19 protein-coding genes are annotated in these 21,734 nt (G+C 25.1%); 5 read left to right on the top strand and 14 right to left on the bottom strand.

All coding sequences use genetic code 11. The features are described 5' to 3' along the window. Nucleotides 1–139: 139 nt before the first annotated feature. Entirely contained in the window at nt 140–976 is an 837-nt protein-coding gene (locus ABHC41_RS13090) for a methyltransferase domain-containing protein (RefSeq protein ID WP_271892749.1), read from the bottom strand. 239 nt (nt 977–1,215) lie between these two features. On the opposite strand from ABHC41_RS13090, the gene ABHC41_RS13095 reads away from it, so the two are divergent. After that, nucleotides 1,216–2,595 (top strand): DUF4832 domain-containing protein, encoded by a 1,380-nt coding sequence (locus ABHC41_RS13095; RefSeq protein WP_271892747.1) that lies wholly within the window; start codon nt 1,216–1,218, stop codon nt 2,593–2,595. A gap of 85 nt (nt 2,596–2,680) precedes the next feature. On the opposite strand, the gene pelG is transcribed toward ABHC41_RS13095, so the two are convergent. The 8 genes from pelG to ABHC41_RS13135 all read right to left on the bottom strand — a co-directional run bounded on the left by pelG (nt 2,681) and on the right by ABHC41_RS13135 (nt 14,495). Further along, the gene (gene pelG / locus ABHC41_RS13100) at nt 2,681–4,135 is read right to left on the bottom strand and encodes an exopolysaccharide Pel transporter PelG (RefSeq protein ID WP_195581049.1); all 1,455 of its coding nucleotides are present in this window, start codon (nt 4,133–4,135) and stop codon (nt 2,681–2,683) included. Nucleotides 4,136–4,137: 2 nt separating this feature from the next. Beyond that, the gene (gene pelF / locus ABHC41_RS13105; RefSeq protein WP_240275905.1) at nt 4,138–5,544 is read right to left on the bottom strand and encodes a GT4 family glycosyltransferase PelF; all 1,407 of its coding nucleotides are present in this window, start codon (nt 5,542–5,544) and stop codon (nt 4,138–4,140) included. A gap of 1 nt (nt 5,545) precedes the next feature. Then, complete coding sequence (locus ABHC41_RS13110) at nt 5,546–7,366, bottom strand: DUF2194 domain-containing protein (RefSeq protein ID WP_271892743.1); 1,821 nt, start codon at nt 7,364–7,366, stop codon at nt 5,546–5,548. Further along, nucleotides 7,359–8,069 (bottom strand): hypothetical protein, encoded by a 711-nt coding sequence (locus tag ABHC41_RS13115; protein ID WP_141664389.1) that lies wholly within the window; start codon nt 8,067–8,069, stop codon nt 7,359–7,361. The genes ABHC41_RS13110 and ABHC41_RS13115 overlap by 8 nt, the downstream gene beginning before the upstream one ends. Nucleotides 8,070–8,247: 178 nt before the next feature. Beyond that, nucleotides 8,248–10,272 carry an NAD(P)-dependent oxidoreductase gene (locus tag ABHC41_RS13120; RefSeq protein WP_195929236.1) on the bottom strand — a complete coding sequence of 675 codons (2,025 nt, stop codon included), beginning with the start codon at nt 10,270–10,272 and terminating at the stop codon, nt 8,248–8,250. A gap of 178 nt (nt 10,273–10,450) precedes the next feature. Beyond that, nucleotides 10,451–11,872 (bottom strand): MATE family efflux transporter, encoded by a 1,422-nt coding sequence (locus tag ABHC41_RS13125; RefSeq protein ID WP_271892741.1) that lies wholly within the window; start codon nt 11,870–11,872, stop codon nt 10,451–10,453. Between the two features lie 454 nt (nt 11,873–12,326). Beyond that, nucleotides 12,327–12,875 carry a ferritin family protein gene (locus ABHC41_RS13130; RefSeq protein WP_092926186.1) on the bottom strand — a complete coding sequence of 183 codons (549 nt, stop codon included), beginning with the start codon at nt 12,873–12,875 and terminating at the stop codon, nt 12,327–12,329. A 384-nt stretch (nt 12,876–13,259) separates the two neighbouring features. Then, nucleotides 13,260–14,495, bottom strand: a complete 1,236-nt coding sequence (locus tag ABHC41_RS13135; protein WP_092926188.1) for a VanW family protein — start codon at nt 14,493–14,495, stop codon at nt 13,260–13,262. Between the two features lie 595 nt (nt 14,496–15,090). Here ABHC41_RS13135 and ABHC41_RS13140 point away from each other — a divergent pair. Together ABHC41_RS13140 and cax are read left to right on the top strand one after the other, a co-directional pair. Then, nucleotides 15,091–15,741, top strand: a complete 651-nt coding sequence (locus ABHC41_RS13140; protein ID WP_176698686.1) for a GNAT family N-acetyltransferase — start codon at nt 15,091–15,093, stop codon at nt 15,739–15,741. A 222-nt stretch (nt 15,742–15,963) separates the two neighbouring features. After that, the gene (gene cax / locus ABHC41_RS13145) at nt 15,964–17,010 is read left to right on the top strand and encodes a calcium/proton exchanger (protein ID WP_092926192.1); all 1,047 of its coding nucleotides are present in this window, start codon (nt 15,964–15,966) and stop codon (nt 17,008–17,010) included. Between the two features lie 69 nt (nt 17,011–17,079). On the opposite strand, the gene ABHC41_RS13150 is transcribed toward cax, so the two are convergent. Both ABHC41_RS13150 and ABHC41_RS13155 read right to left on the bottom strand, forming a co-directional pair. Continuing rightward, nucleotides 17,080–18,360: a DUF2974 domain-containing protein gene (locus ABHC41_RS13150; protein ID WP_195581045.1), complete on the bottom strand. Its 1,281-nt coding sequence runs from the start codon at nt 18,358–18,360 to the stop codon at nt 17,080–17,082. A 133-nt stretch (nt 18,361–18,493) separates the two neighbouring features. Beyond that, entirely contained in the window at nt 18,494–19,138 is a 645-nt protein-coding gene (locus ABHC41_RS13155) for a hypothetical protein (protein ID WP_195581044.1), read from the bottom strand. Between the two features lie 211 nt (nt 19,139–19,349). Here ABHC41_RS13155 and ABHC41_RS13160 point away from each other — a divergent pair, with 211 nt between their 5' ends. Further along, nucleotides 19,350–19,886, top strand: a complete 537-nt coding sequence (locus ABHC41_RS13160; RefSeq protein ID WP_271892735.1) for a hypothetical protein — start codon at nt 19,350–19,352, stop codon at nt 19,884–19,886. Nucleotides 19,887–20,107: 221 nt separating this feature from the next. Beyond that, entirely contained in the window at nt 20,108–20,248 is a 141-nt protein-coding gene (locus ABHC41_RS13165; protein ID WP_271892733.1) for a hypothetical protein, read from the top strand. A 94-nt stretch (nt 20,249–20,342) separates the two neighbouring features. Here ABHC41_RS13165 and ABHC41_RS13170 read toward each other — a convergent pair whose 3' ends face one another. From ABHC41_RS13170 to hcp, 3 genes are all read right to left on the bottom strand, one after another. Next, a complete protein-coding gene (locus ABHC41_RS13170) occupies nt 20,343–20,531 on the bottom strand; it encodes a ferredoxin (RefSeq protein WP_271892731.1) in 189 nt (62 codons plus the stop codon). 29 nt (nt 20,532–20,560) lie between these two features. After that, nucleotides 20,561–20,854 carry a cupin domain-containing protein gene (locus tag ABHC41_RS13175; protein WP_271892729.1) on the bottom strand — a complete coding sequence of 98 codons (294 nt, stop codon included), beginning with the start codon at nt 20,852–20,854 and terminating at the stop codon, nt 20,561–20,563. Nucleotides 20,855–20,948: 94 nt separating this feature from the next. Beyond that, on the bottom strand, nt 20,949–21,734 hold a 786-nt coding region (gene hcp / locus ABHC41_RS13180), incomplete at its 5' end, for a hydroxylamine reductase (RefSeq protein WP_195929297.1).

The raw sequence follows: 21,734 nt of genomic DNA on the forward strand, positions 1-21,734 counted from the left end.
ATACCCATAAAATACCAACATAAACATATTATTAGTTTTTTTATATATTTTTTTCTAAAATTATAATTTCTAATTAAAATTTGCTATTATACTAAATTTTGTAATTATTATTTAGATATTTAATTTTTCTTTTATATTTTTACATAACTTCCCAAGTAATAACCCCTAAAGTTACTTTGCTTTCATGATAAAATATACCATCTTTAATTTCTCTATTAACAAATTCTTCTATTTTATCTATGATTTCATACTTATCTAAGTAATCTTTATATCTATTTTTTAATTTATTTACTGAACCTTCATAACTTGTTTTATATTTCCAAGTAGTACCTATATAAAAAATGCTCGGTCTATACCCACTAAAATATAGTATATTAAATGGATATATAATATCACTTACTCCACAAAATTCTAGCCTTTTTCCTAATATGAATTCATCTGCCTTTTCTAAAACATCATCTTTTGACTTTCCATCTGTTGCTATGTAACAACAACTTTTATTTGAAGCTTCATTTATTTTTAATAAACTATTTGGGTTATAACATCCTGGGTTTAAGCTACTTATTACTAAGTCAAATTTTTTATACATATTCTCTTTGTTTAAGTTTATATCATTCCAATTAGCTTTAATAATTTCTATATTATTTATATTATTGCTTTTTATCTTTTCTTTTAGAACATTAAGCATACAATCTGAATAATCAAGTGCATATACTTTTTTGCATATTTTACTTAATTCTATAGAATATGAGCCTGTACCACAACCAATATCTAATACCTCGCTATTTTCATTAATATATCCCTTTAATTTTAAATTTTCTATAACATCCTTAACTCTATTATTACAAATTGTTTCATCATAATTTTTTGAGGACTCATCCCAAACCTTTATGTTCTTATCTTCTGTGTTTTTGTCTAAAATATATTCTTTACCTACTTTAATCCATTCCTTTTTCCAATACTCTAAATTCTCCATACTCCACCTCTGATAAATAAAAAATTAATTTTAATACAAAAAGCCATAAAGACAAATCTATTATAGATTAAAACCCTTATGGCTTTGTATTATAAATCCTGCTAATTTAATGATAGTATTTTTTTTAACAAACTTCAACATATTTTATATTTATAGCTATTTAACTCTTATTTTTATATTCCTAAATTTATTAAATATTAGGTATAATAAACTATAGAACCTAATATTTGGAGGAAATTATGAATCTACGCATAAAAGCACTTTTAACATCATTGTCACTTATACTTATATCAACTACTGCTGTATCTTGTAAAACTAATACTAAAAATACATATACTCCACCTAAATCAGATGCAGTTTTAAATAATCCTTTTATGGGATGGGCACCTGATGCACAATATACAGATTACGCTCAACCACACAAACTAGTTTATGCAAATATATATTTTAGCGAACTAGAACCTAAAAAAGGAGTATACGATTTTGATTATATAGAAAAAAAATATAACTTTGATTATTGGAAAAATAAAGGTGTAAAAATAATAATAAGACTAGTTATGGACTTACCTAACAGTGAAAACAAAATGTATATCCCTAACTGGTTGTATAAAGAAATTGATAAGGACGGTACTTGGTATAATATATCTTATGGTAGTGGATTTAGCCCAAACTATGAAAATAAAAAATTAATCAAGTATCACGAAGAAGCCATAAAAGCTTTATCAAATAGATACAATAAATCTTCTGACATAGCATTTGTAGCTCTAGGTAGTATAGGTCATTGGGGAGAATGGCATACTTATCAATCAAATGATTTTTTCATACCATTTCCTAGACAAGAAATAGCAAATATTTATGCTTCTCATTATGTAAAATACTTTGATAATAAAAAATTATTAATGAGAAGGCCATTCAAAGTAGCTAGAGATAATAATATGGGATTATTTAATGATATGCTTGGTAATAAACATTCTACAAAAGAATTTATATCTTGGCTAAATGATGGATATACAGATTGGCTAACAAAGGTTGATCAACCTTCTATGAAAGATTTTTGGAAAAATGCACCTTCTGGTGGTGAATTTGCAAGTGGTAACTCTGGAATGAATTTTTTAAAAGATTTTTCTATAGATAATACTATAAAGCAAATACAAGATACTCATATAACCTATATAGGACCTAATTGTCCTGCTGATAAAAAAGGGAAATTTCAGTATAATTTTGATAAAGTACTAAAAACCTTAGGGTATAGATATGTTATAGATACTGTAAAATTTAATAATAACTTAAATCCTAATGATAATCTTAAACTTAATATTAATATAAAAAATGAAGGTGTGGCTCCTTTTTATTATAAATGGCCTGTAAATATTTCATTAATAGACAAAAATAATAATATTATTTTTAGTTTAAATATTGATGAAGATATCACAACTTGGTTACCTGGAAATATAAACTTTACTACGTCTATAAAATTACCTTCACATATATCTAGTGGAAATTATAATATAGCTTTATCTATATTAGATCCATCTAATAATAAACCTAGCATAAAATTTGCTAATAATAATGAAATAATACCTAATTACTTTAAATTAGGAGAAATAACTGTTAAGTAATATATTAAAACTTAGATAATATATATTTATAAAAATAACCTATAAAGTGGATTCTTTATGTTACCCACTTTATAGGTTATTTTATTTATACTACTTTGTTTTTATTAAATAGACCATATATACTACTAAATATGCCCTTTTTCTTTATATTAAACATTGGTTGGTCTGCGAATATATGGTATTCTATCCTATTAAAGAATTTATTTATTTCATTAAAAGCAAATACCATAGATATTATACTTGAAAAGAAAAATCCATATCCATAAAAGTCTTTCCCAATAAATACAGTAATTATTGATAGTACTATTGTAGTTATTAAAAATACTGTTGCTATTTTTAAACTTTCACTTCTTGCATCAAAATAAAGTAACATTATAATTAAAAAGTTCATACATATATATGCTAGTGCTCCTAGTGTTAATATACCAAATATCTCAATAGAGTCACTTAAAAAGCCCATATATGGAAGTAACTTAAACCCTAATACTATGCATGCGAAGCTTCCTATAAACTGTACCTCTATCATATGAGTCATATGCATTACTACACAATCTATCAATTCTTTTTTAGCTCTTTTTATTTCATTGATACTTCCAGTATCTCTTACAAAGTTATAAAATTCTTTATACTTTGGATATATTAAAGTTTCAACTTTTACAGTAAATATTACAACTGCTGGTATAACACTTAAAAAAGCATAAAAACTAGGAACATCATAAAATGAGGCTACTCTAAAAGTATTGTCAACTACTGTGGCGCTATCTGTCATCCAAATTATAAGATTATGAGAATATGCACCTAGTGCTAAAAATATTCCTATTAAAAATAGTTCAAAATACTTGTCTAAACTCTCCATAAATTTCATGCACCTTGATAATTTTAAACTATCAAATCCAAATGCTCTATAAATTATCCCTATAAACATTATAGATATAAATATATACCCTATTAAAGTAGCTAAAAGTGCTATGTATAACTTAGGCATATTTATAAACTTTATTCCAAATATTGTTCCTAAAGTTATAATTAACATACCTATTACAAACCCTAAAACTATTTTTAAATAATCTTTTACAGCTGATAGATATACCACTTCTATCCATATTATTCCTATTATTATGGTTATCATAACTGTCGCCAACTTTATATATATATCTAAAGTCGAATTTATAAATAATAATGATGTTATTATTAATGCACTTATACTATATATAATTATACTTCCTATTAAAGATTCAAATATATATCCTATCTTTTTTTCATATATGCAATCTGAAACAAATCTTGATATAAACATACTTATACCATTAGATAATATATATGATATGAAAAAGGCATATATTATTATAGAGCTAAACAATTGTATATTTAAGTAGGTTTCTCCAACTTTTTTTAATATATCTTGCATAATTAAAAATGACAATATTGAGATGATCATTGGACCTATGGTTATTAATGAAGACATAAAATAGGTTCTAGTTTTAGAAAAGTATCCGTCTTTATCTATTATCTTTTTAAGTTCAAATCCAATTCCTGCCATATTTATATTTCTCCATAAATTTTTCTATAATTTTGTATAAATTGATCTTGTGTATAAAAAGTTGATACTCTTTTATATCCATTTTCGCCCATTTCTTTTCTTAAATTATCATCTTTTGCTAGATTTACTATTTCATTTGCCATTTGAGAATAACCCATAACAGGTACTACTACTCCACAGTGTCCTATATTATCATTATTTCCATATAAGAGTTCCCTACATGCTCCTACATCTGTAGTTATATAAGGCTTTTTAGCTGCCATACCTTCAAGTACTGATAGTGGCTGGCCTTCACTTATACTTCCAAGAAGTAACATGTCCATTTTACCTATATACTTTGATATATCTACTCTCCCTGTAAATACTATATTTTTATTTCCTAACGACTGGACTAGGTCTATACATTCTTTGGTATAGTCTTCATCCTCATCCATAGGACCTATAATATATAGCTTCATATTTTTCATTTCTTCATTTGCGTTTACAAAAGCTTGTATTATAGTTTTTACATCCTTTATAGGTACTACCCTTACTATAGCACCTATATATATAATACTTTCATCATCTTTTTTAGTATCTATATTTTTAAATCTATCAAGCTTTACACCATTTGGAACAACTTTTATCTTATTACTATCGCACCCTAGTTCTATTTGAAGCTTTTTATTTTTTTCAAATAAACTATAAACCTCATCACTGTAAGTATACGCAGCTCTTGATAAATTGTAAAAATACCTTATCCAGTTATCTTTAAAGTAACCTTTAACCCAATCTGCCTTTATTATCTCTTCTTCTCTTTCTCTTGTATATATTCCATGTTCTGTTAATATAAACTTAGAATCTTTGTTGTAGTATTTCCCTAAAGCTCCCACTAATCCTGCATATCCAGTAGATACACTATGATATATATCACATTTTGGTATATCACTTTTTAGAACTTCAAATACAGTCATCATCATAGACCTTATAGTCCAAAAGAAATGGTTAAATATTATATGTGGATAATATTTACTTGCTATATCGCTTACTACATCAAAAAAATCTTCACTCATTAATATATCCACTGTATTTACATTTTTAAGTCTATTTATGCAGTCAAATAAATCTTTCCAGTTAAAGTATTCACCTACTATAAACTTACCTATAACTTCTTTTTCTATATCTGTAAGATTAAATTTTACTTTACTTTTAACCTTTTTATTATCGTCTATATCTAAGTATATATCTTTAATTTCTACAACATTATCTGGTATTTCATACTTATAGGTAAGACCTTCATCATTTTTAGCACTTATTGCATATATTACAAATTCAATTTCTTTCATACTACTAACTAGCATTTGAATCCAGCTTGAAACTCCACCTGTTACATATGGATAGCTTCCTTCTGCGATTAAACATATCCTCATATTATTTACCTCCTGTTGTTATACTAAAATCAGTATTAGTTGAATGTATAAGGTAAATATCTTCATCTATTTTTTTATAACTACATCCTTTAGTTTTTATTATCTCTTTATCACTTCTAAGTATATAATAATCATTCTTTGAAGTATCTTTTGAATATCCTTTTATATTATTTTTTTCATAAGAAAATACACTTTTAGTTTTTAGATAAGTGTCTAAGGATTCTACACCTTGAGATATAGTATCAGCCTCTAACCATCTAAAGTCTTTATAAACTATCTCCATAATTTTTTCAAAGTCCTTTTTAAGTTCTTCCCAGCTCATACCATGATTTCTTTCTGGATCTAATATGTCATCTGGATGTATAAAGTGAGAAAATACTCCATTTATAGTTATGCCATTGTATATCATCCACTTTTCAAATTCTTCAAAATCATAACCTGAACTATATCTAGGAAAATTGTATATTCCATCTTTTCCTTTTGAAAACTCTTGTTCATAAGCTAGTTCATCGTTACTTACTACATATAAAGATGCTATAACATTAATACTTGGTATACCTTTTTTTAAGGCTTTTATACCTTCTTCTGTTATAATATTAGATGGTGGTACATATCCCCTTATTATATAGTTTGGGTATATCTCATGTATAAATTTATTTAACGCTCTCTGCGCTTTTAACATTTCATCGTAGCTTTTCCATGGCTTATATCCAAGTTCTTTACCTACTAAGTATTTATTAGTAGTAAGTGGCTGATGATTAAATCCATGTATACCTATTTCTCCGCCAACCTTTAGTAAGTTTCTACCTAAAGTTACTAAATTTTTAGAATATACATCTCCATTAAACTTTTCTATATTATTTGTTACATCTTCGTAATTGTATATTAAAAAACCTGTTGGAACTGCATTATAATTTTCACACATTCTAACAATATCTGGCCACCATATATTAACAAAGAATTTTTCATCATTAACATGATAATATTTATAAATTATATCTGAATTTCCATTAGGCATTGGAGCTGGGAAATCATCTATATCTAAAACCTTAGAGTTTATAATAGGATATATAAACTCATCTCCAGTTCTATAAAGTATACCAGTTAATATACCTCGATTAGACTTTTCACCTAAAAACTGTCCATTTGAAAATATTACTTTACCACTACCTAACTCTTCCTCCCAAAGTAGAGGTATATTATTATCAGCACTTATATGAACCTTAACACCTTTTTTTAACTTAACATCTAAAGAGCTATTTTCTGTATCTTCAGTTCTTTTAAGGCCCTTACCTTTTATAAGTATATTAGATTTAACATACATATTCTCTGCTTCTATTAGCTCATTAATACTTTCTATTCCTAATTCACTTGAATATCTTTTTATATTATCACTAATCAATGGCCTTTGTGCAAATATTAAGTTTCCTCCTGATTTAGCATAATTTATAAGTTCATCTAAGTAACTAAACTCTTGTAATCTTTCAGAATTTATTATAACTGCTTTATATCCCTTTATATCACCATTAAAATTTTTAATATTTTCATTTACTATAGACTTATCCATAGATTTTATAATCTCATTAAAATTTCCTTCAACCTTTTTAGATTCTTCACTCTCATCACTTAGTAGTAAAAACTTTTCAGTGTATTTCTTACTAACACTTTCATATTCTTTTGATGTGTATACTTTTTTATCTAAGTTTGTGGTTTTTGTATTTTGAATTTTATCAAATATATAGTTATTTTTCATAAGAGATATTAAAAAACCTAAAACTAAAATTATAGATGTAAAAGTTATTATAAATCTTTTTCTAAACACTATTATCACCTTCTATCCAAAATCTTAGTATGTCTAATCCTTCTTTGTCTAATTTAATATCAGATTCTCTTAATGACTTTATAACTTTTTCAAAATTTTTTTTATCGTTAAGTGTATAGTAAACCTCTAATAAAAACATATATGGTTTATAACTTTGTACAAATTTTTTCATATACTTATAAGAATATATTATAGCTTTATCATAGTTTTTAATATCTATATATATTTTTATAAGCTCATTTAAGTAATTTTCATCATCTTCTATGTCTCTTATATAGTTTTCTAATGCTAATTTATAGCTATAAGTTAACCTTGTTCTTTCTTTTTTGTCTATTAAATTACTATCTATACATTCTTTGAGCGCTTTTATATACTCTTTGCTCACCTCTTTATTCTTAGAGTTTTTATAATACTCAACTTCCATATCTTGTATAGCAACAGTAAGCTTACTTTTAAGCTGCGTTATAGCCGTTGCTGCATAGTGTGACGTCTCACTATCTTCATCTTTAAGTGCTTTTAATAAAAATTCTAAATATTTATATGAATCTTCTTTTAGCATTTCTATAACTAGATTTCTTTTTATATTATGGTCATTTAAATTTAGTGCATCTTCTATTGGTATTAAATCTTTTTTATTTTTAAGCTCTGCTTCTCTAATAAGCAAACTTATATTTCTATCATACTCATTTTCTTTATCTATCAAATACTGTCCATTGTCACTTTTAATAAAAAATTTAAATAAATAAATAAACAATATATATATAATACCTAAAAAAGGAATAGCTATAATTAGTAAGAAATTGGTGTAAGCATTTTTCACTCTAAAAATTTTCATAAGTAGTAGTATAAATAGACCTATTAAAAAATTAATGACATATATTTTAATCATCTTCATCTACTCCATCTACTATTTTTACTGTTAGATTTTTACCTAGTAATCTATTCTTTACTATACTACTTTCTTCTTTATTAGTATTATTAAGTATTATGTATACATGATTATTACATACTCCAGCTAAATCAGTACTTCTTATGCACTTAGATATTTCTTTAGATAAATAGTTAATATCATTTAACATATTAACTTTTAAAAGTGTATAGTCTGATTTCTTCTCTTTCTTAGATATTTCACATACTTTTAAGGCACTTTTTAGATACTCTTTTCTTAAAAAGATAGTTTCGTCTATATATCTTTCTTTTATAGTTGCTTCTTCGTAATTATAAGCTTTTATTATAGATGTCTCAATTAAACTTACTATAACTTTAAATAGATTTTGATAGTATAAATTCATCTTTGAAAACTTAATTTTATCTACCATTATAATACTTATTATTTTATTGTCTTTTACTATTGGTGCTACCATAGAAGGTAACTTTGGATTTAAGTTTTTATTTATATATATTTCTTTATTTAGTAGTTTATCTTTAGCTTCGTATAAATCATTTATTTTGATACTTTTTAGTGGGTTAAAATCCTTATTATTAGATTTTACATTAAGCCTTAAGTAATCATTATTTAAAGTATATATAGATATATTATTATTTTCTAAAAACTCTTCCATAATATCTATAGATGATCTTAATATATATTGAGGCTTTAAACTATCTAGCTCTTTTACATAAGAATATATCTTACCAAAACTATCCTTAGAGCTTATAACTTTTTCTTCTAACTCTCTTTTTTCTTCGTATGTTGAGTTGTATATATCTTCTAAAAATTCATATTTACTATTTTTTTCTTCATTTATTCTTTTTAATTCTTTTATTTGATTGTTCTTAAAGTCACTAGCATATCCTGTATATATTCCTAGCAATACATACATTAACATTTGAACTAAAGATTGACTAAGTACAAATATTGATATAATAGATATTCCCTGTGATAATTGGTTTAATATTAATAATAAACAAGATAATATAGATGCTATTACAGATTGCTTCATTCCATGCATCATACCTATTACAATTATATATATAATTTTTAAGTCTATTATAGTAAATATTGAATTATTCCTAGATAAAAATGATGATATAAAGCATACAATCAAAAACATACCTATGTTTTCTACATAGGGCTTAGTTACTTTTATAAATTCATTTTGTTTTTTATCTTTTTTAATTTCTTTTATTTTTTCAGTACTATTAGATTCATTTATATACTTATTGTATATAGTTATTATCTCTTTACTTAAACTAAATTTTATATAAAAGTTAGTATCTTCTTTAAATTCTTTAAAATCTTTAGTATTTATTTTTTCTAATGTATAGATATCTTTATTTTTTATAGTACTTAATACTAAATTATATATGTCTTTATCACTAGCTAATTCATATCCACAAATATAATACTCTTTATTTTTATTATATTTAGATAATAAATATACAGCCTCTGCCACATCTAAATAGTGAATATATCCATTTTTTAAGCTATTATCATAATTCTTATTTTTATTATCTACTACATCTTTAATTATGTTTAATACTATATCTTCTTTTTCTTTTAAATTTACTTCACCATATACTCTATCTATGTATAAAATAGACATATTTATATCATATAATCTTTTAAATTCTCTAAAAATATTCTCACAAAGTATATGTTCTTTACTTTTATTCTTTAAATTTACCATTATAATTTGAGAGGTTTCATAAGTTTTAGATAACTCTAAAATATTTAACAATATACTACTTTCAATATTATGATTTATATATATAACTTTATCAAAGTGTGTATTTTTAAATATATAATCATATTTATAATTTAATGAATCTAGTTTATAATTTTTATAATATGGTTCTCTTAATTCATCATCACTTAAAATAAACACTTTGTTTCCCTCTTTATAGAATCTATGAGCTATTGATTTTATTAGAGAATCAACCCTCCCCACAATAAGTATTTTCATCTTACACCACCTTTTTATAAATATTACTTTCATCATAATATTTTAGCACTTTTAGTCGATTTTTTGTGTAGATTAATCTATTTGTCATATATTTCAATAAAAGATTAAATATTTCAAATTATATATAAAATGAAAAAATTATAATTTTCTTTCTATTAAAAAAAGTAGCTAATATAAGCTACTTTTCATCCTTATCACTTTCTTTTTCTAATGCATATTCTTCTAACTCAGCTTTTAATATATCTTTTCCTTCATCATTTAATATCTTATAACTTCTTAATTCTTTATATAGGACTATTATAGTAAGTATAGTAGATATTAAATCTGCTATAGCTTGAGATAACCATACTCCATTAAGTCCTAAAAATTGTGGGAGTATTAATATAAATGGTATTAAAAGTATTACTTGTCTAAGTAAACTTAAGAGCATAGCAATTTTAGCCTTACCTATAGACTGTATAAAGTTACTTCCAGTTATTGATATACCAACGATTGGCATCATAAATAGATATATTCTAATTCCTTGTATGGATATTTTCATAAGCTCTTCATCTTTATTGAATAATCCAATAAAAAATTTTGGATACATTTGTATAAAAAATGTACCTATAAACAATATAATTGTTGCTACGCTTAAAGACATTAAATATGCTTTTTTGACTCGATTGTATTTTTTAGCTCCATAGTTGTATCCAATTATAGGTTGTGCACCTTGGTTAAGTCCAAATATAGGCATTAAAAATATCATAGCTATAGAAGAAATTGTTGTCATTGCACCAATAGCTAAGTCTCCGCCATAAGTTCTTAGTGCATTATTAGATATAACTTGAACTAAGCTTGCAGCTAACTGCATAAAAAATGGCGACATACCTATAGCAAATGTGCTAATTACTAAATCTTTTCTTAATATTAAATTATTTTTCCTTATTTTTAAATTAGATTTTTTAGATAAATAATACAAAATAGTAAGTATCGCCGTTACACATTGCGCTATTATAGTAGCTAGAGCCGCTCCTTGTATTCCTAAATTAAAAATAAATATAAATAAATAATCTAAACTTGCATTTAATATGCACCCTAGAATCATTATTCCTGATGATATCCTAGGATTTCCGTCTGCTCTTATAGAATGATATAGTGAAAAAGAAAGTAAGTTAACTACACTTCCTACAAGTATTATATCTATATAAGTTTTTGCATATATTAAAGTATTTTCACTAGCACCAAATAGTATAAGAATATCTTCACTAAATATAATACCTATTATAGTTAATATAATACCTATTATTAAGGATAATGTTACTGCATTTCCTAGCAGTACTTCTGCTTCATATTTTTTCTTTTGACCAAGTTTTATAGATATGTTAGTAGTTGTACCAATACCTATTAACATTCCAAATGCAAGTATTATGGTAGCTATTGGCATAGTTATTCCAAGGCCTGTTATAGCAAGTGGTCCAACTCCAGGAATTTTTCCTATAAACATTCTATCTATTACATTATATAAAGCATTAACAAGCATTCCTATAATTGCTGGTACTGAATACTTAAATAATAAAGAATTGACATGTTTTACTCCTAGTTCAGTTTGTGAATGCATTTAGACTCTCCTTTTATAATTTTCTTTATATTAATATAGATTCTAAATTTTAATATATATTTATAGTTATTGTTCTACTATTTCTTATAAACTATTTGTGACAAGTTTTGTGATACTTAAAAGTTTTTAATCTATATTCCATTATTTATAATATGACTTAAAATTTTTTTAAATAACTTTTGTTTAAATTTTTCATTAAAATTTTATTTCATTTTAATTATGCCTATTTATATCACTTTTATAAATTATACAATTTTTTATATATAAAAAATTCGCTTCGCTTAAGCCACTGCGTGGGCGCTACATTTTATGTCTCCAACGACTTTCTCCGTTGCTCAAAATGTCTTTTTTACGCTCTGCAAACACTTAAACCTCAATAGTTATCCACAGTTTTTTAAGTATCATAATTTCCTTGAGCGTAAAAAAGGCTATCTTTTAAAGATAGCCTTACTTACTATTTATTGCTAAAATGTCTTTTTAATAATCCTAAAAATGCTTTACCATGTCTTGCTTCATCCTTACACATTTCATGAACTGTATCATGTATTGCATCTAAGCCTAATTGCTTTGCTTTTTTTGCGAGTTTTAATTTTCCATCTGTTGCACCATATTCAGCCTCAACCCTTGCTTCTAGGTTAGACTTAGTATCTGCAACAACAACTTCTCCTAAAAGTTCAGCAAATTTTGCTGCATGTTCAGCTTCTTCATAAGCTATTCTTAAATAAGCTTCTGCAATTTCCGGATATCCCTCTCTATCTGCTTGACGGCTCATTGCTATATACATTCCAACTTCAGTACATTCTCCAACAAAATTAGCTCTAAGCCCCTCTAGTATTTCTTCATCTATCCCCTTAGCTATACCTATTCTATGTTCATCAGCCCATATTAATTTACTATTCATTTCTTCAAACTTTTCACTTCCTACATTGCATACTGGACAAGATATAGGCAAGTTTTCACCTTCATAAACATAACCACAAACTGTGCATACAAATTTTCTCATAACAACAATACCTCCAAAATTTTTAATTTATCTTAATTTTTAGTTAATTTTAATTATTGCATTTTTTATATATTTGTATTTTTTATATACCCTTGCTTTTTATTATATAAACAGAATATATCATTAAAATTTTATCTTTTATAATATTTAGAAATATAGTTATATTTCTAAATATTATAAAAGAAACGCAACATTATCACTATAATTAGTTTTCTTACTATATTATACATTTTTTTTTGCATTTTATAACTAAAATTACAATATTTAGAAATATTTTTTATTTTTTAATTTTAAATAAATTAACCGTATATTTTTTTGTATACTTAATTAAATTTTAAGATGAAAAAAAATTTTAATTTCATGCAAAAAACCAGTAAAAAATAATTACTGGTTTTTTATTTTATATATGCTTTTAGCTACTAATTCTTCTCGTTCTTTTTGATTGTTATTATCTAAATATACTCTATAAGTATTTACATATATTTTTTCTTCTTCATGTTTTTCATCAGTCCTTATATATAACTTCTCTCTATCTTTATCACATCCATATATTTTAGTTGTTATAGCTCCATTTTTTATTATATTTTTTATATAAACTGGATGACTATATGGATTTTTAAACTTAAAATCTATATAACCGTAGGATACTGCTGCATCTTTTCCTCTAGGTGCATATCTAGATGGATAAGTATGATTGTGTACTTCTACTATTTCCATATTAGATATAAGAGCTGCATTATATATTGTAGTTGAAACTTGACAAACTCCTCCACCTTCTCCGTTTACATATTTACCTCCTACTATAACTTTTGCACTTTTATATCCATTAGACCAAGTTCTAGGTCCTGTAGCTGAATTATATGAAAAAGTTTCATTTGGCATTATAACTATATCACTTGTACTCTTTCCTGCTATATATATATTGTTTCCTCTTGAACTTTTATCATTAAAGCTAGTACTATATTGGCCTAATATAGCATTAATACTTTTTACATCTGATGTATTAATTTTGGGCTTTATTACTTTAACAGGAAGATATATATCTTTTATTTCTTTTTCTTTTATCATTTCATATATTTTTTCTTTTAACTTAGAAACATCTACTTCTAACCCATCTTTTGACTCAGTTGTTTTTATTTGTGAACTTTCACTTATACTTACAGTAGCATCTATCTCACTTTTATCTATTTCTTCTTTTATAGATTCTATTATTTCACTAAGCTTAGCTTCATCATATGATGCTTTTAGCTTTATTTTATGTTGTTTTTTTATAGCTAAATCAAATATTCTTCTTAGATTTAATAAATTATCCTCAGTTCTTGTATAATCTTTTGCTAATTTTACTGCTTTATCTACATTATAATTTAATTTTATTATATCTTTATTTATTACCCATGTTTTTTGATTGTATCTTATATTTATATTTTTAGGATGATAATATTTATTTATTTTATCTTCTGCTTGCCTTGTAGTTAAGTCTTCTACATTAATATCTTCTATATATATATTTTTAAATATTTTAGGATCTTTTATAATTTCATTTTTTTTCATACCTAAATTAAAAAGTGATATTATAACTAGTATAAGTACAATAGTTATTTTGTTTATTTTAGTAGTCATATTTTTCTCCTTAATTTGTTGTCTTTATTATTTTCTCCTCTTAAATATTTTATATTCCTATATATAGCAATGATTTCAAATTGATTCAACTTTAATTTCAATTTTGAAATTTGAATTATTATGGTATTTTTGAAATTTTATTTAATATTTAAATTTTTTTATAAAAAAATATAATTTTTAATATACTTTTTTAAGTATTATGTTATAATAAATTATCAATGAATATTAAATTGAAATCCATCTAATAATATTTGTATTTTTAAAATAAGAAAAGAGGTAAGCTTAGCCTCGTATGTAGAGAAATCTGCATATGGTACAACCTGAATTGCAGGTAATTCCTAAAGCCTAAGTGCCACAACGTAAAAGCGAATAGCTTTAAGCGTGAAGGAACGAAAGTAGAAAGAAGTCTTAGGATGGTATATGGTTAAACCCTAAGTACCAAAACAATGGATGTTCTTGCAGGGAAGTCCCGAATAGGGAAACCTTCAACGACTAGAGATTTATCTCGTACACTATAAGCGATTGATAGTGGAAGTAGGTTGCCCCTAACGAGTAATGTCGAGGGTGAAGAAATAGTCTGCTCTCATATGAAAGTATGAGAAGTTTTTTAAGAAACTGCATAAGCCTAGCGAACTTGTGTGAACAAATGGTGTCTATTATGATAAAAAGAGTAAAGTTATCTAAATTTAATGGAGAACTATGTGAAAACTTATATGCTGATGTATGTTATATAACAGCAACTAACTTTAATGATGTTACTAATTTATACAATAGGGTGAGTGATGCTCTAGATAATAAAAATTGGTTAAAGTCTCGTGATGAGCTTTATTTGATGGATGTTTTAGATAAAGGTGGATTTATAATTGGTTGTTATGTTGAAGAAACTTTAGTTGCTTCAGCTCTTTGTGAAGCTCCTAGTGGAGATTATTTAGATTATCTTTACGAGCTAGGGCTAGATGATTTAGATATTAATTCTAGCTATGTATCTGGATATGTGATGGTAGACCCTGTTTATCGAGGAAATGCTCTTCACAGAACACTTATGGAAACTAGAATAGAAGAATCTTTACTTAGAGGTAAAGACTTTATAATAACTGCTATAGCTACAGAAAATATTTTTAGCTTAAATACAGTTTTAAAACTTGGATTTGAAATACAATTTGAGAGAGAAAATGAATACGGTATAAAAAGAAATATACTTACAAAAAGATTAGTAGAACTTTCTGAAGAAGAATTTACTGCATAGTACTATTTTATGTACTTATCTTGAAGGCATCTTTATGCAACCTAGTTATAACACTTGGCTATATAAAGATGCCTTTTATTTATCTTAATTTAAAAATTATTTGAGTATTTTAAGTGATAAATGTATATCCTAACTTTATAACTTTTTATTTATGTATATTTAGGTAATAAATGGTATAATAGTTATAATTCTAATCATTTTCAAATATATATGGAGGTATATATGAATATTTTAAAATACTTATTAATTTTCATACCTATAAGCTTTGTAGGTGAATTTATGCATTTCCCACCTACTCTTATGTTTATTTTGGCTGCTTTATCGATAATACCACTTGCTGGTCTTATGGGTGAAGCAACTGAAGAAATTTCTTTTTATACAGGTCCTAAAATAGGAGGTTTTTTAAATGCGACCTTTGGAAATGCAACAGAACTTATAATTTCATTCTTTGCTTTAAAAGCTGGCTTATTTGATGTTGTAAAATCTTCTATTGCTGGCTCAGTTATAGGAAATATATTATTAGTTTTAGGAGCTAGCATGCTATTTGGTGGTATAAAGCATAAAAATCAAACCTTTAATAAAAAGGTTGTAGAAGTATCATCTAGTATGCTTTTATTTGCAGTTATAGGACTTTGTATTCCTGCTGTTTTTACACATACTATTGATCCTTCCCTTTTAAATACTAAATATGAAGGTCTTAGCGTGGTAGTTGCAATAATTATGTTTACTATATATATATTAAGTTTAGTTTTCTCATTCTTTACTCATAAAGATATATATTCTATAAACCATAGTGATGATGAAGGTAGCGCTAAATGGACATTAAAAAAATCTATTATAGTGCTTGCTCTAGCTACTATATTTATAGCTATTGAAAGTGAATTTTTAGTTAGTGGTATAGATTCTTTAACTAAAACTCTTGGACTTAGTGAATTCTTTGTTGGTATAATTCTTATACCTATTATAGGAAATGCAGCAGAACATTCTACAGCTATTGTTATGGCTATGAAAGATAAAATGGATGTATCAGTTGAAATTGCAATTGGCTCAAGTTTACAAATAATATTATTTGTTGCTCCAGTTTTAATATTTTTAAGCTTACTATTTACTCCTATGAGCATAGTATTTAACCCTTTTGAATTAGTGTCTCTTATTTTTGCAGTTCTTATTGTTAATAGAGTTGCTAGCGATGGAGAAAGCAATTGGCTAGAAGGGGTCCAATTACTTTCTGTGTACTTTATAATAGCAGCAGGCTTTTTCATATTATAAAGTAGTATGATTGTATTAAAATATAAAAGCACCTAAGTAAGTTTTTAGCTACATAGGTGCTTTTATATTTTAATTTATTTCTATTGATTTTTTTAAGTCAATATCATTTTCAAAATTTTCAATTCTATGAGCATTGGAGAAATCTTTTTCATTTTTTATAATTTCTTTATTTTTATATCCATAATCTTTTTTATTATATTTACCTAAATATCCTCCATTTATTATTGTATATAAAGGGTCTCCTTTGACTATATAGTTTTCTATAAATTTATCATAATTTATAAAAAAATCACTACTTCTCCATTTTTTATCATTAATATCTATAAATCCATCTGATTCTATTGATTTATCAAAAAACTCAATTAATTCTTTTTTATCTTTAATTTTTTCATCTGTTTCTGAGAGTATATCTACATAAGCTGATATATAATATCCTACTAAGCTTTTTTTGAGTATTAAGGGTCCATATTCACCTTTTATATGGTTAGGGTTCATATTATTAGCAGCATTAAAAGTTATTCCTTTTATATTTTTATAACCATTGTTGTAAAGTTCATATATAGCGTATTGAGTTAAAAGGCCTCCTAGTGAATGACCTGTTATATATATTTTATCTTCTTTATTTATAAGTGGAGTAAGAAATTCTATACAAGCATTTCTTTGAGGATGAGGCATAAATTGCGTTAAAAAATTACCTAGCCAATCCTTATAATCTTTACTAGCTTGATAAGCTATTATCAAAGCATCTCCATTTTTTAAAGCTATCGCAGAAAATCCTTTAGTATGTCCTGTAGTTCTTATTATAGTAAAATCACTTAAAAGATTATAATTTTTCCCAAATACTTCTTTTACTGTTTTTCCTACTTTCATTTTCTCTATACCTTCATAACTTAACTTACAACTTTCAAGTAACATCTCACCATTTACTTTTACATTTTTATTTCTAAATCGCGGAGTTATAAATTTATCATTTAATTTTGGATTAGTTTTATATTTTAATTCATATCCATTGCTTTTACCATCATCATCAAAATCTTCATCTTTATCTTCTATCCCATTATTATCACTATCTTTTTTATTTGGATTAAGATTTAATTCAATTTCAATCTTATCATTTAATCCATCTTCATCACTATCTTTTTTATATTTATTACTCCCTATTATTTCTTCAAGTGCATCTGTTATTCCATCATTATCACTGTCAATTCTCCATAAAATATTGTCTTCATCTAATAAATTTTCTAGCATTTCTTTATTATTTTTGTTTGTTTTTAATTGCCCATTGCTGTAAACTACAGTGCTAATAATAAAAAATAAAATTAAAGTTGCACAAAATATTCTTTTTATCATAGTTTATCACCTATTTTTTATATAATATTATTTTGTTAATATTTTATGCTATTTGTAATTTTTTATATAATAACATTTCCTTACATGTAAAAAGTAGCTGAAAAATCAAAAAATTCTTCAACTACTTTTTAATTTATAGCTTTATAATTTTATTATCACTAATACTTCCACTAACTTTACTTTCATAAGCATATCTAATACCTAGATTTTCAACAAATGACTTTATCCATAATTCTCTAAGATTATATAGATATTCTAAATCTCCTTTACCTAGTTCATAATTAGATTTGTGTATATCTTTATTTTCTTGATATTTTATATATTCTTCATTTTTTTCTATTACAGAGCTTGCTTTATCACAAGGCATACCAGCTAATATATAATTATTTAAAGAAACATATACATTTTCTGGTGTATCTATTTTATTAGATTCATTTTTTGCACATTCTATAGCTTGTTGAGTATATGCATTTTTTGTAAGTTCTACACTATCTTCTCCATATATCTCTTTATATTTAGTCACTATATATGCAGTTCTACTTTCAACTTCTTTTATTCTTTCTTGTAACCACCCATGTATATTATCTACATCTATTAATTCTTCTAATGGCTTATTTACTAAATATTTTCCATATAAAGTAACTGCTTCTTCTTGTATTTTTAATGCATCTTTTTGATATCTATCTGCGTGTAATCTTACTATATGTTCTTCTAAATCTTGACTTAATTTTACTTTATTAAATAACCAAGTGTGTATTGGTGCTAAAAATCTACTCATATTTTGTCTCCTTTATTAATTAAGATATTGTTTTTAAGTTTTATTTAACTTTATTTAGTAATCTGTTCATTAATTTTAAAATTAATACTATCAATTTATGTATTTATTATATTGCATTATATACCACCCAATCCGTAACATAAGTTACTGTTTTTTCTATTTTTTAAGAGTATCATATTAAATATACTAAATATCAAAAGGAGTAATAAAAATGCAAGATAAAAATAAAACATTAGAAAAACAATTATGTAATTTTACTATAGAGTATACTTCTATTAGATTAAAAGAGCTTGTACAAAAAGCTAAAGAAAATGAAGTGGATTTTAACGACAATCTATTAAAAGATCTAACAGAAATAAAATTCTCTTATAATTTTTTCAATGAGGTTGAAGAGCTTGAATTAGATTTTCCTCTTCATAATAAGGTAGAAAATCTTTTAAATGCTCTAAAAACAATAAAAGAATTAAATAACCTTACTGATAAAGAATGTTACTTAGGTCAAATTTATAATACATATTCTAATTATTGCGATAAGTGCAAAAATGTAGATGATTATTTAAAAAGAGATGAACTAAAAAAATATCTATTAACTAATATTTTAAGTTTCAATGATATAGATCCTTCATCTATTGTAAATAGTAAAATTGAGTCAGTAATTGATTTATGGATTTCAACATTAAGTGATTTTAATTGCAAAAATGAAAATGGAGTTTCTTCAAAATTTCAAGAACAATTAGTTAAACTTTAGGTAGTATGTATATTTTTTTATTTACAATTATAATTTTATTTGTAAATAGTAAAATTTACATAACTAAAAAAGAGATTAAAATTAAATATAGTATCATAGATATAGGATATTAAGTGTATTATATACTTGTCCTATATCTTTTTTATATAATATAATTATATTGATATACAATTATTATATAATACAAATGAAATTATTGTAAATCAGTGGGGGATAAACAAATGAAATCGAAAGATAGAAAAATAATCATAGGAATAGTTTTGATAGTATTAATTGTATTTGCTGGAATTAAAATTATAGGTTTTCAATATTCAGGTATAGATAAGAAGGCAATACTTACAATAAAAAATATTACAGAATAATATTAATATAATACAAAATAAAAAATCCAATAGTTTATCTATTGGATTTTTTATTTTGTATTACTATATATGTATAATAAATTAAATATAATGTTTATTCAATAGTTATTGCACCTACAGGGCAATTTTCCATTGCATCATTAGCTGATTCTATCTCATTTTCAGGGATATCAGTTATTACTGGTACAGATTTTCCTTCATCATCCATGCTAAATACATCTGGACATATACCTACACAACCTTCACATCCTATACATATGTCTCTATCTACAAATGCTTTCATTTTATATCTCCTATTATATCTTCTAGCTTTTAAAATATTATTGTAACAAGAATTGAACTAAGCTCTCTTGCTATTACATTATGTTCTATCCTTGCATCAAATGGTAAAAAGTCTCCTGGATTTAAAACGAATTTTTCTCCTGTCTTAAATTCAATATCAACACTTCCACTTATAACTTGAACAGTAGCATATCCATTATGAGTATGATTTGGTAAACCTTTACCTTTTTCAAATTTAAAAAGTATATTTTTGAATGTTTCGTTTTGAACTAATATTTCTCTATTTGTTTCTATATTATTTAAGTTTGTAGCAATTAGTTTCATTTTATCCATCTCCTTTTTTTATAGGAAACTTTTTATATTAAGTAATATTAATTATATAAGTAGTAACTTATATAATTAATATTACTTTTATAACCTATTTTTCTCCTAAGAACATTTTTAAATCATCTTCAACATTAGTTATTCCACCTATACCAAAGTTTTCAACTAAAACTTTAGCTACATTTGGTGATAAGAATGCTGGTAATGTTGGTCCTAAGTGTATATTTTTAACTCCTAAGTATAATAATGATAATAATACTATTACAGCTTTTTGTTCATACCAAGCTATATTAAATGATATTGGTAAATCATTTATATCTTCTAATTCAAATACTTCTTTAAGTTTTAATGCAATAAGTGCTAATGAGTAAGAGTCATTACATTGTCCTGCATCTAATACTCTTGGTATTCCATTTATATCACCTAATGGTAATTTATTGTATTTATATTTAGCACATCCTGCTGTTAATATAACAGTATCTTGTGGTATAGCTTTTGCAAATTCTGTGTAGTAGTTTCTTGACTTAGCTCTTCCGTCACATCCACCCATTACAAAGAATCTCTTTATAGCTCCAGTTTTTATAGCATCTACTATTTTATCTGCAAGTGCAAATACTTGATTATGAGCAAATCCACCTACTATTTCTCCAGTTTCTATTTCAACTGGTGCTTTACATCTTTTAGCATGTTCTATTATTTGTGAGAAGTCTTTATCATCTTCTGAATTTCCTTTTATATGAGTACATCCAGCAAATCCTGCTGCTCCAGTAGTGTATACTCTATCTTTGTAACTATCCTTTGGAGGAACTATACAGTTTGTAGTCATTAATATTGGACCATTGAAGCTTTCAAATTCTTCTTTTTGCTTCCACCAAGCATT

It is taken from the genome of Romboutsia sp. 1001216sp1 (genome assembly GCF_039841805.1).
Lineage (GTDB): Bacteria > Bacillota > Clostridia > Peptostreptococcales > Peptostreptococcaceae > Romboutsia_C > Romboutsia_C hominis.

Bases quoted from the DNA above. Each gene is read 5' to 3' on its own strand.
- ABHC41_RS13140 (WP_176698686.1), top strand. From the start codon at position 15,091: ATGAGAAGTTTTTTAAGAAACTGCATAAGCCTAGCGAACTTGTGTGAA.
- ABHC41_RS13090 (WP_271892749.1), bottom strand. From the start codon at position 976: ATGGAGAATTTAGAGTATTGGAAAAAGGAATGGATTAAAGTAGGTAAA.
- ABHC41_RS13175 (WP_271892729.1), bottom strand. From the start codon at position 20,854: ATGAAACTAATTGCTACAAACTTAAATAATATAGAAACAAATAGAGAA.
- ABHC41_RS13120 (WP_195929236.1), bottom strand. From the start codon at position 10,272: ATGAAAATACTTATTGTGGGGAGGGTTGATTCTCTAATAAAATCAATA.
- ABHC41_RS13170 (WP_271892731.1), bottom strand. From the start codon at position 20,531: ATGAAAGCATTTGTAGATAGAGACATATGTATAGGATGTGAAGGTTGT.
- pelF (WP_240275905.1), bottom strand. From the start codon at position 5,544: ATGAGGATATGTTTAATCGCAGAAGGAAGCTATCCATATGTAACAGGT.
- ABHC41_RS13095 (WP_271892747.1), top strand. From the start codon at position 1,216: ATGAATCTACGCATAAAAGCACTTTTAACATCATTGTCACTTATACTT.
- ABHC41_RS13125 (WP_271892741.1), bottom strand. From the start codon at position 11,872: ATGCATTCACAAACTGAACTAGGAGTAAAACATGTCAATTCTTTATTA.
- ABHC41_RS13165 (WP_271892733.1), top strand. From the start codon at position 20,108: ATGAAATCGAAAGATAGAAAAATAATCATAGGAATAGTTTTGATAGTA.
- cax (WP_092926192.1), top strand. From the start codon at position 15,964: ATGAATATTTTAAAATACTTATTAATTTTCATACCTATAAGCTTTGTA.
- ABHC41_RS13155 (WP_195581044.1), bottom strand. From the start codon at position 19,138: ATGAGTAGATTTTTAGCACCAATACACACTTGGTTATTTAATAAAGTA.
- ABHC41_RS13135 (WP_092926188.1), bottom strand. From the start codon at position 14,495: ATGACTACTAAAATAAACAAAATAACTATTGTACTTATACTAGTTATA.
- ABHC41_RS13160 (WP_271892735.1), top strand. From the start codon at position 19,350: ATGCAAGATAAAAATAAAACATTAGAAAAACAATTATGTAATTTTACT.
- ABHC41_RS13130 (WP_092926186.1), bottom strand. From the start codon at position 12,875: ATGAGAAAATTTGTATGCACAGTTTGTGGTTATGTTTATGAAGGTGAA.
- pelG (WP_195581049.1), bottom strand. From the start codon at position 4,135: ATGGCAGGAATTGGATTTGAACTTAAAAAGATAATAGATAAAGACGGA.
- ABHC41_RS13150 (WP_195581045.1), bottom strand. From the start codon at position 18,360: ATGATAAAAAGAATATTTTGTGCAACTTTAATTTTATTTTTTATTATT.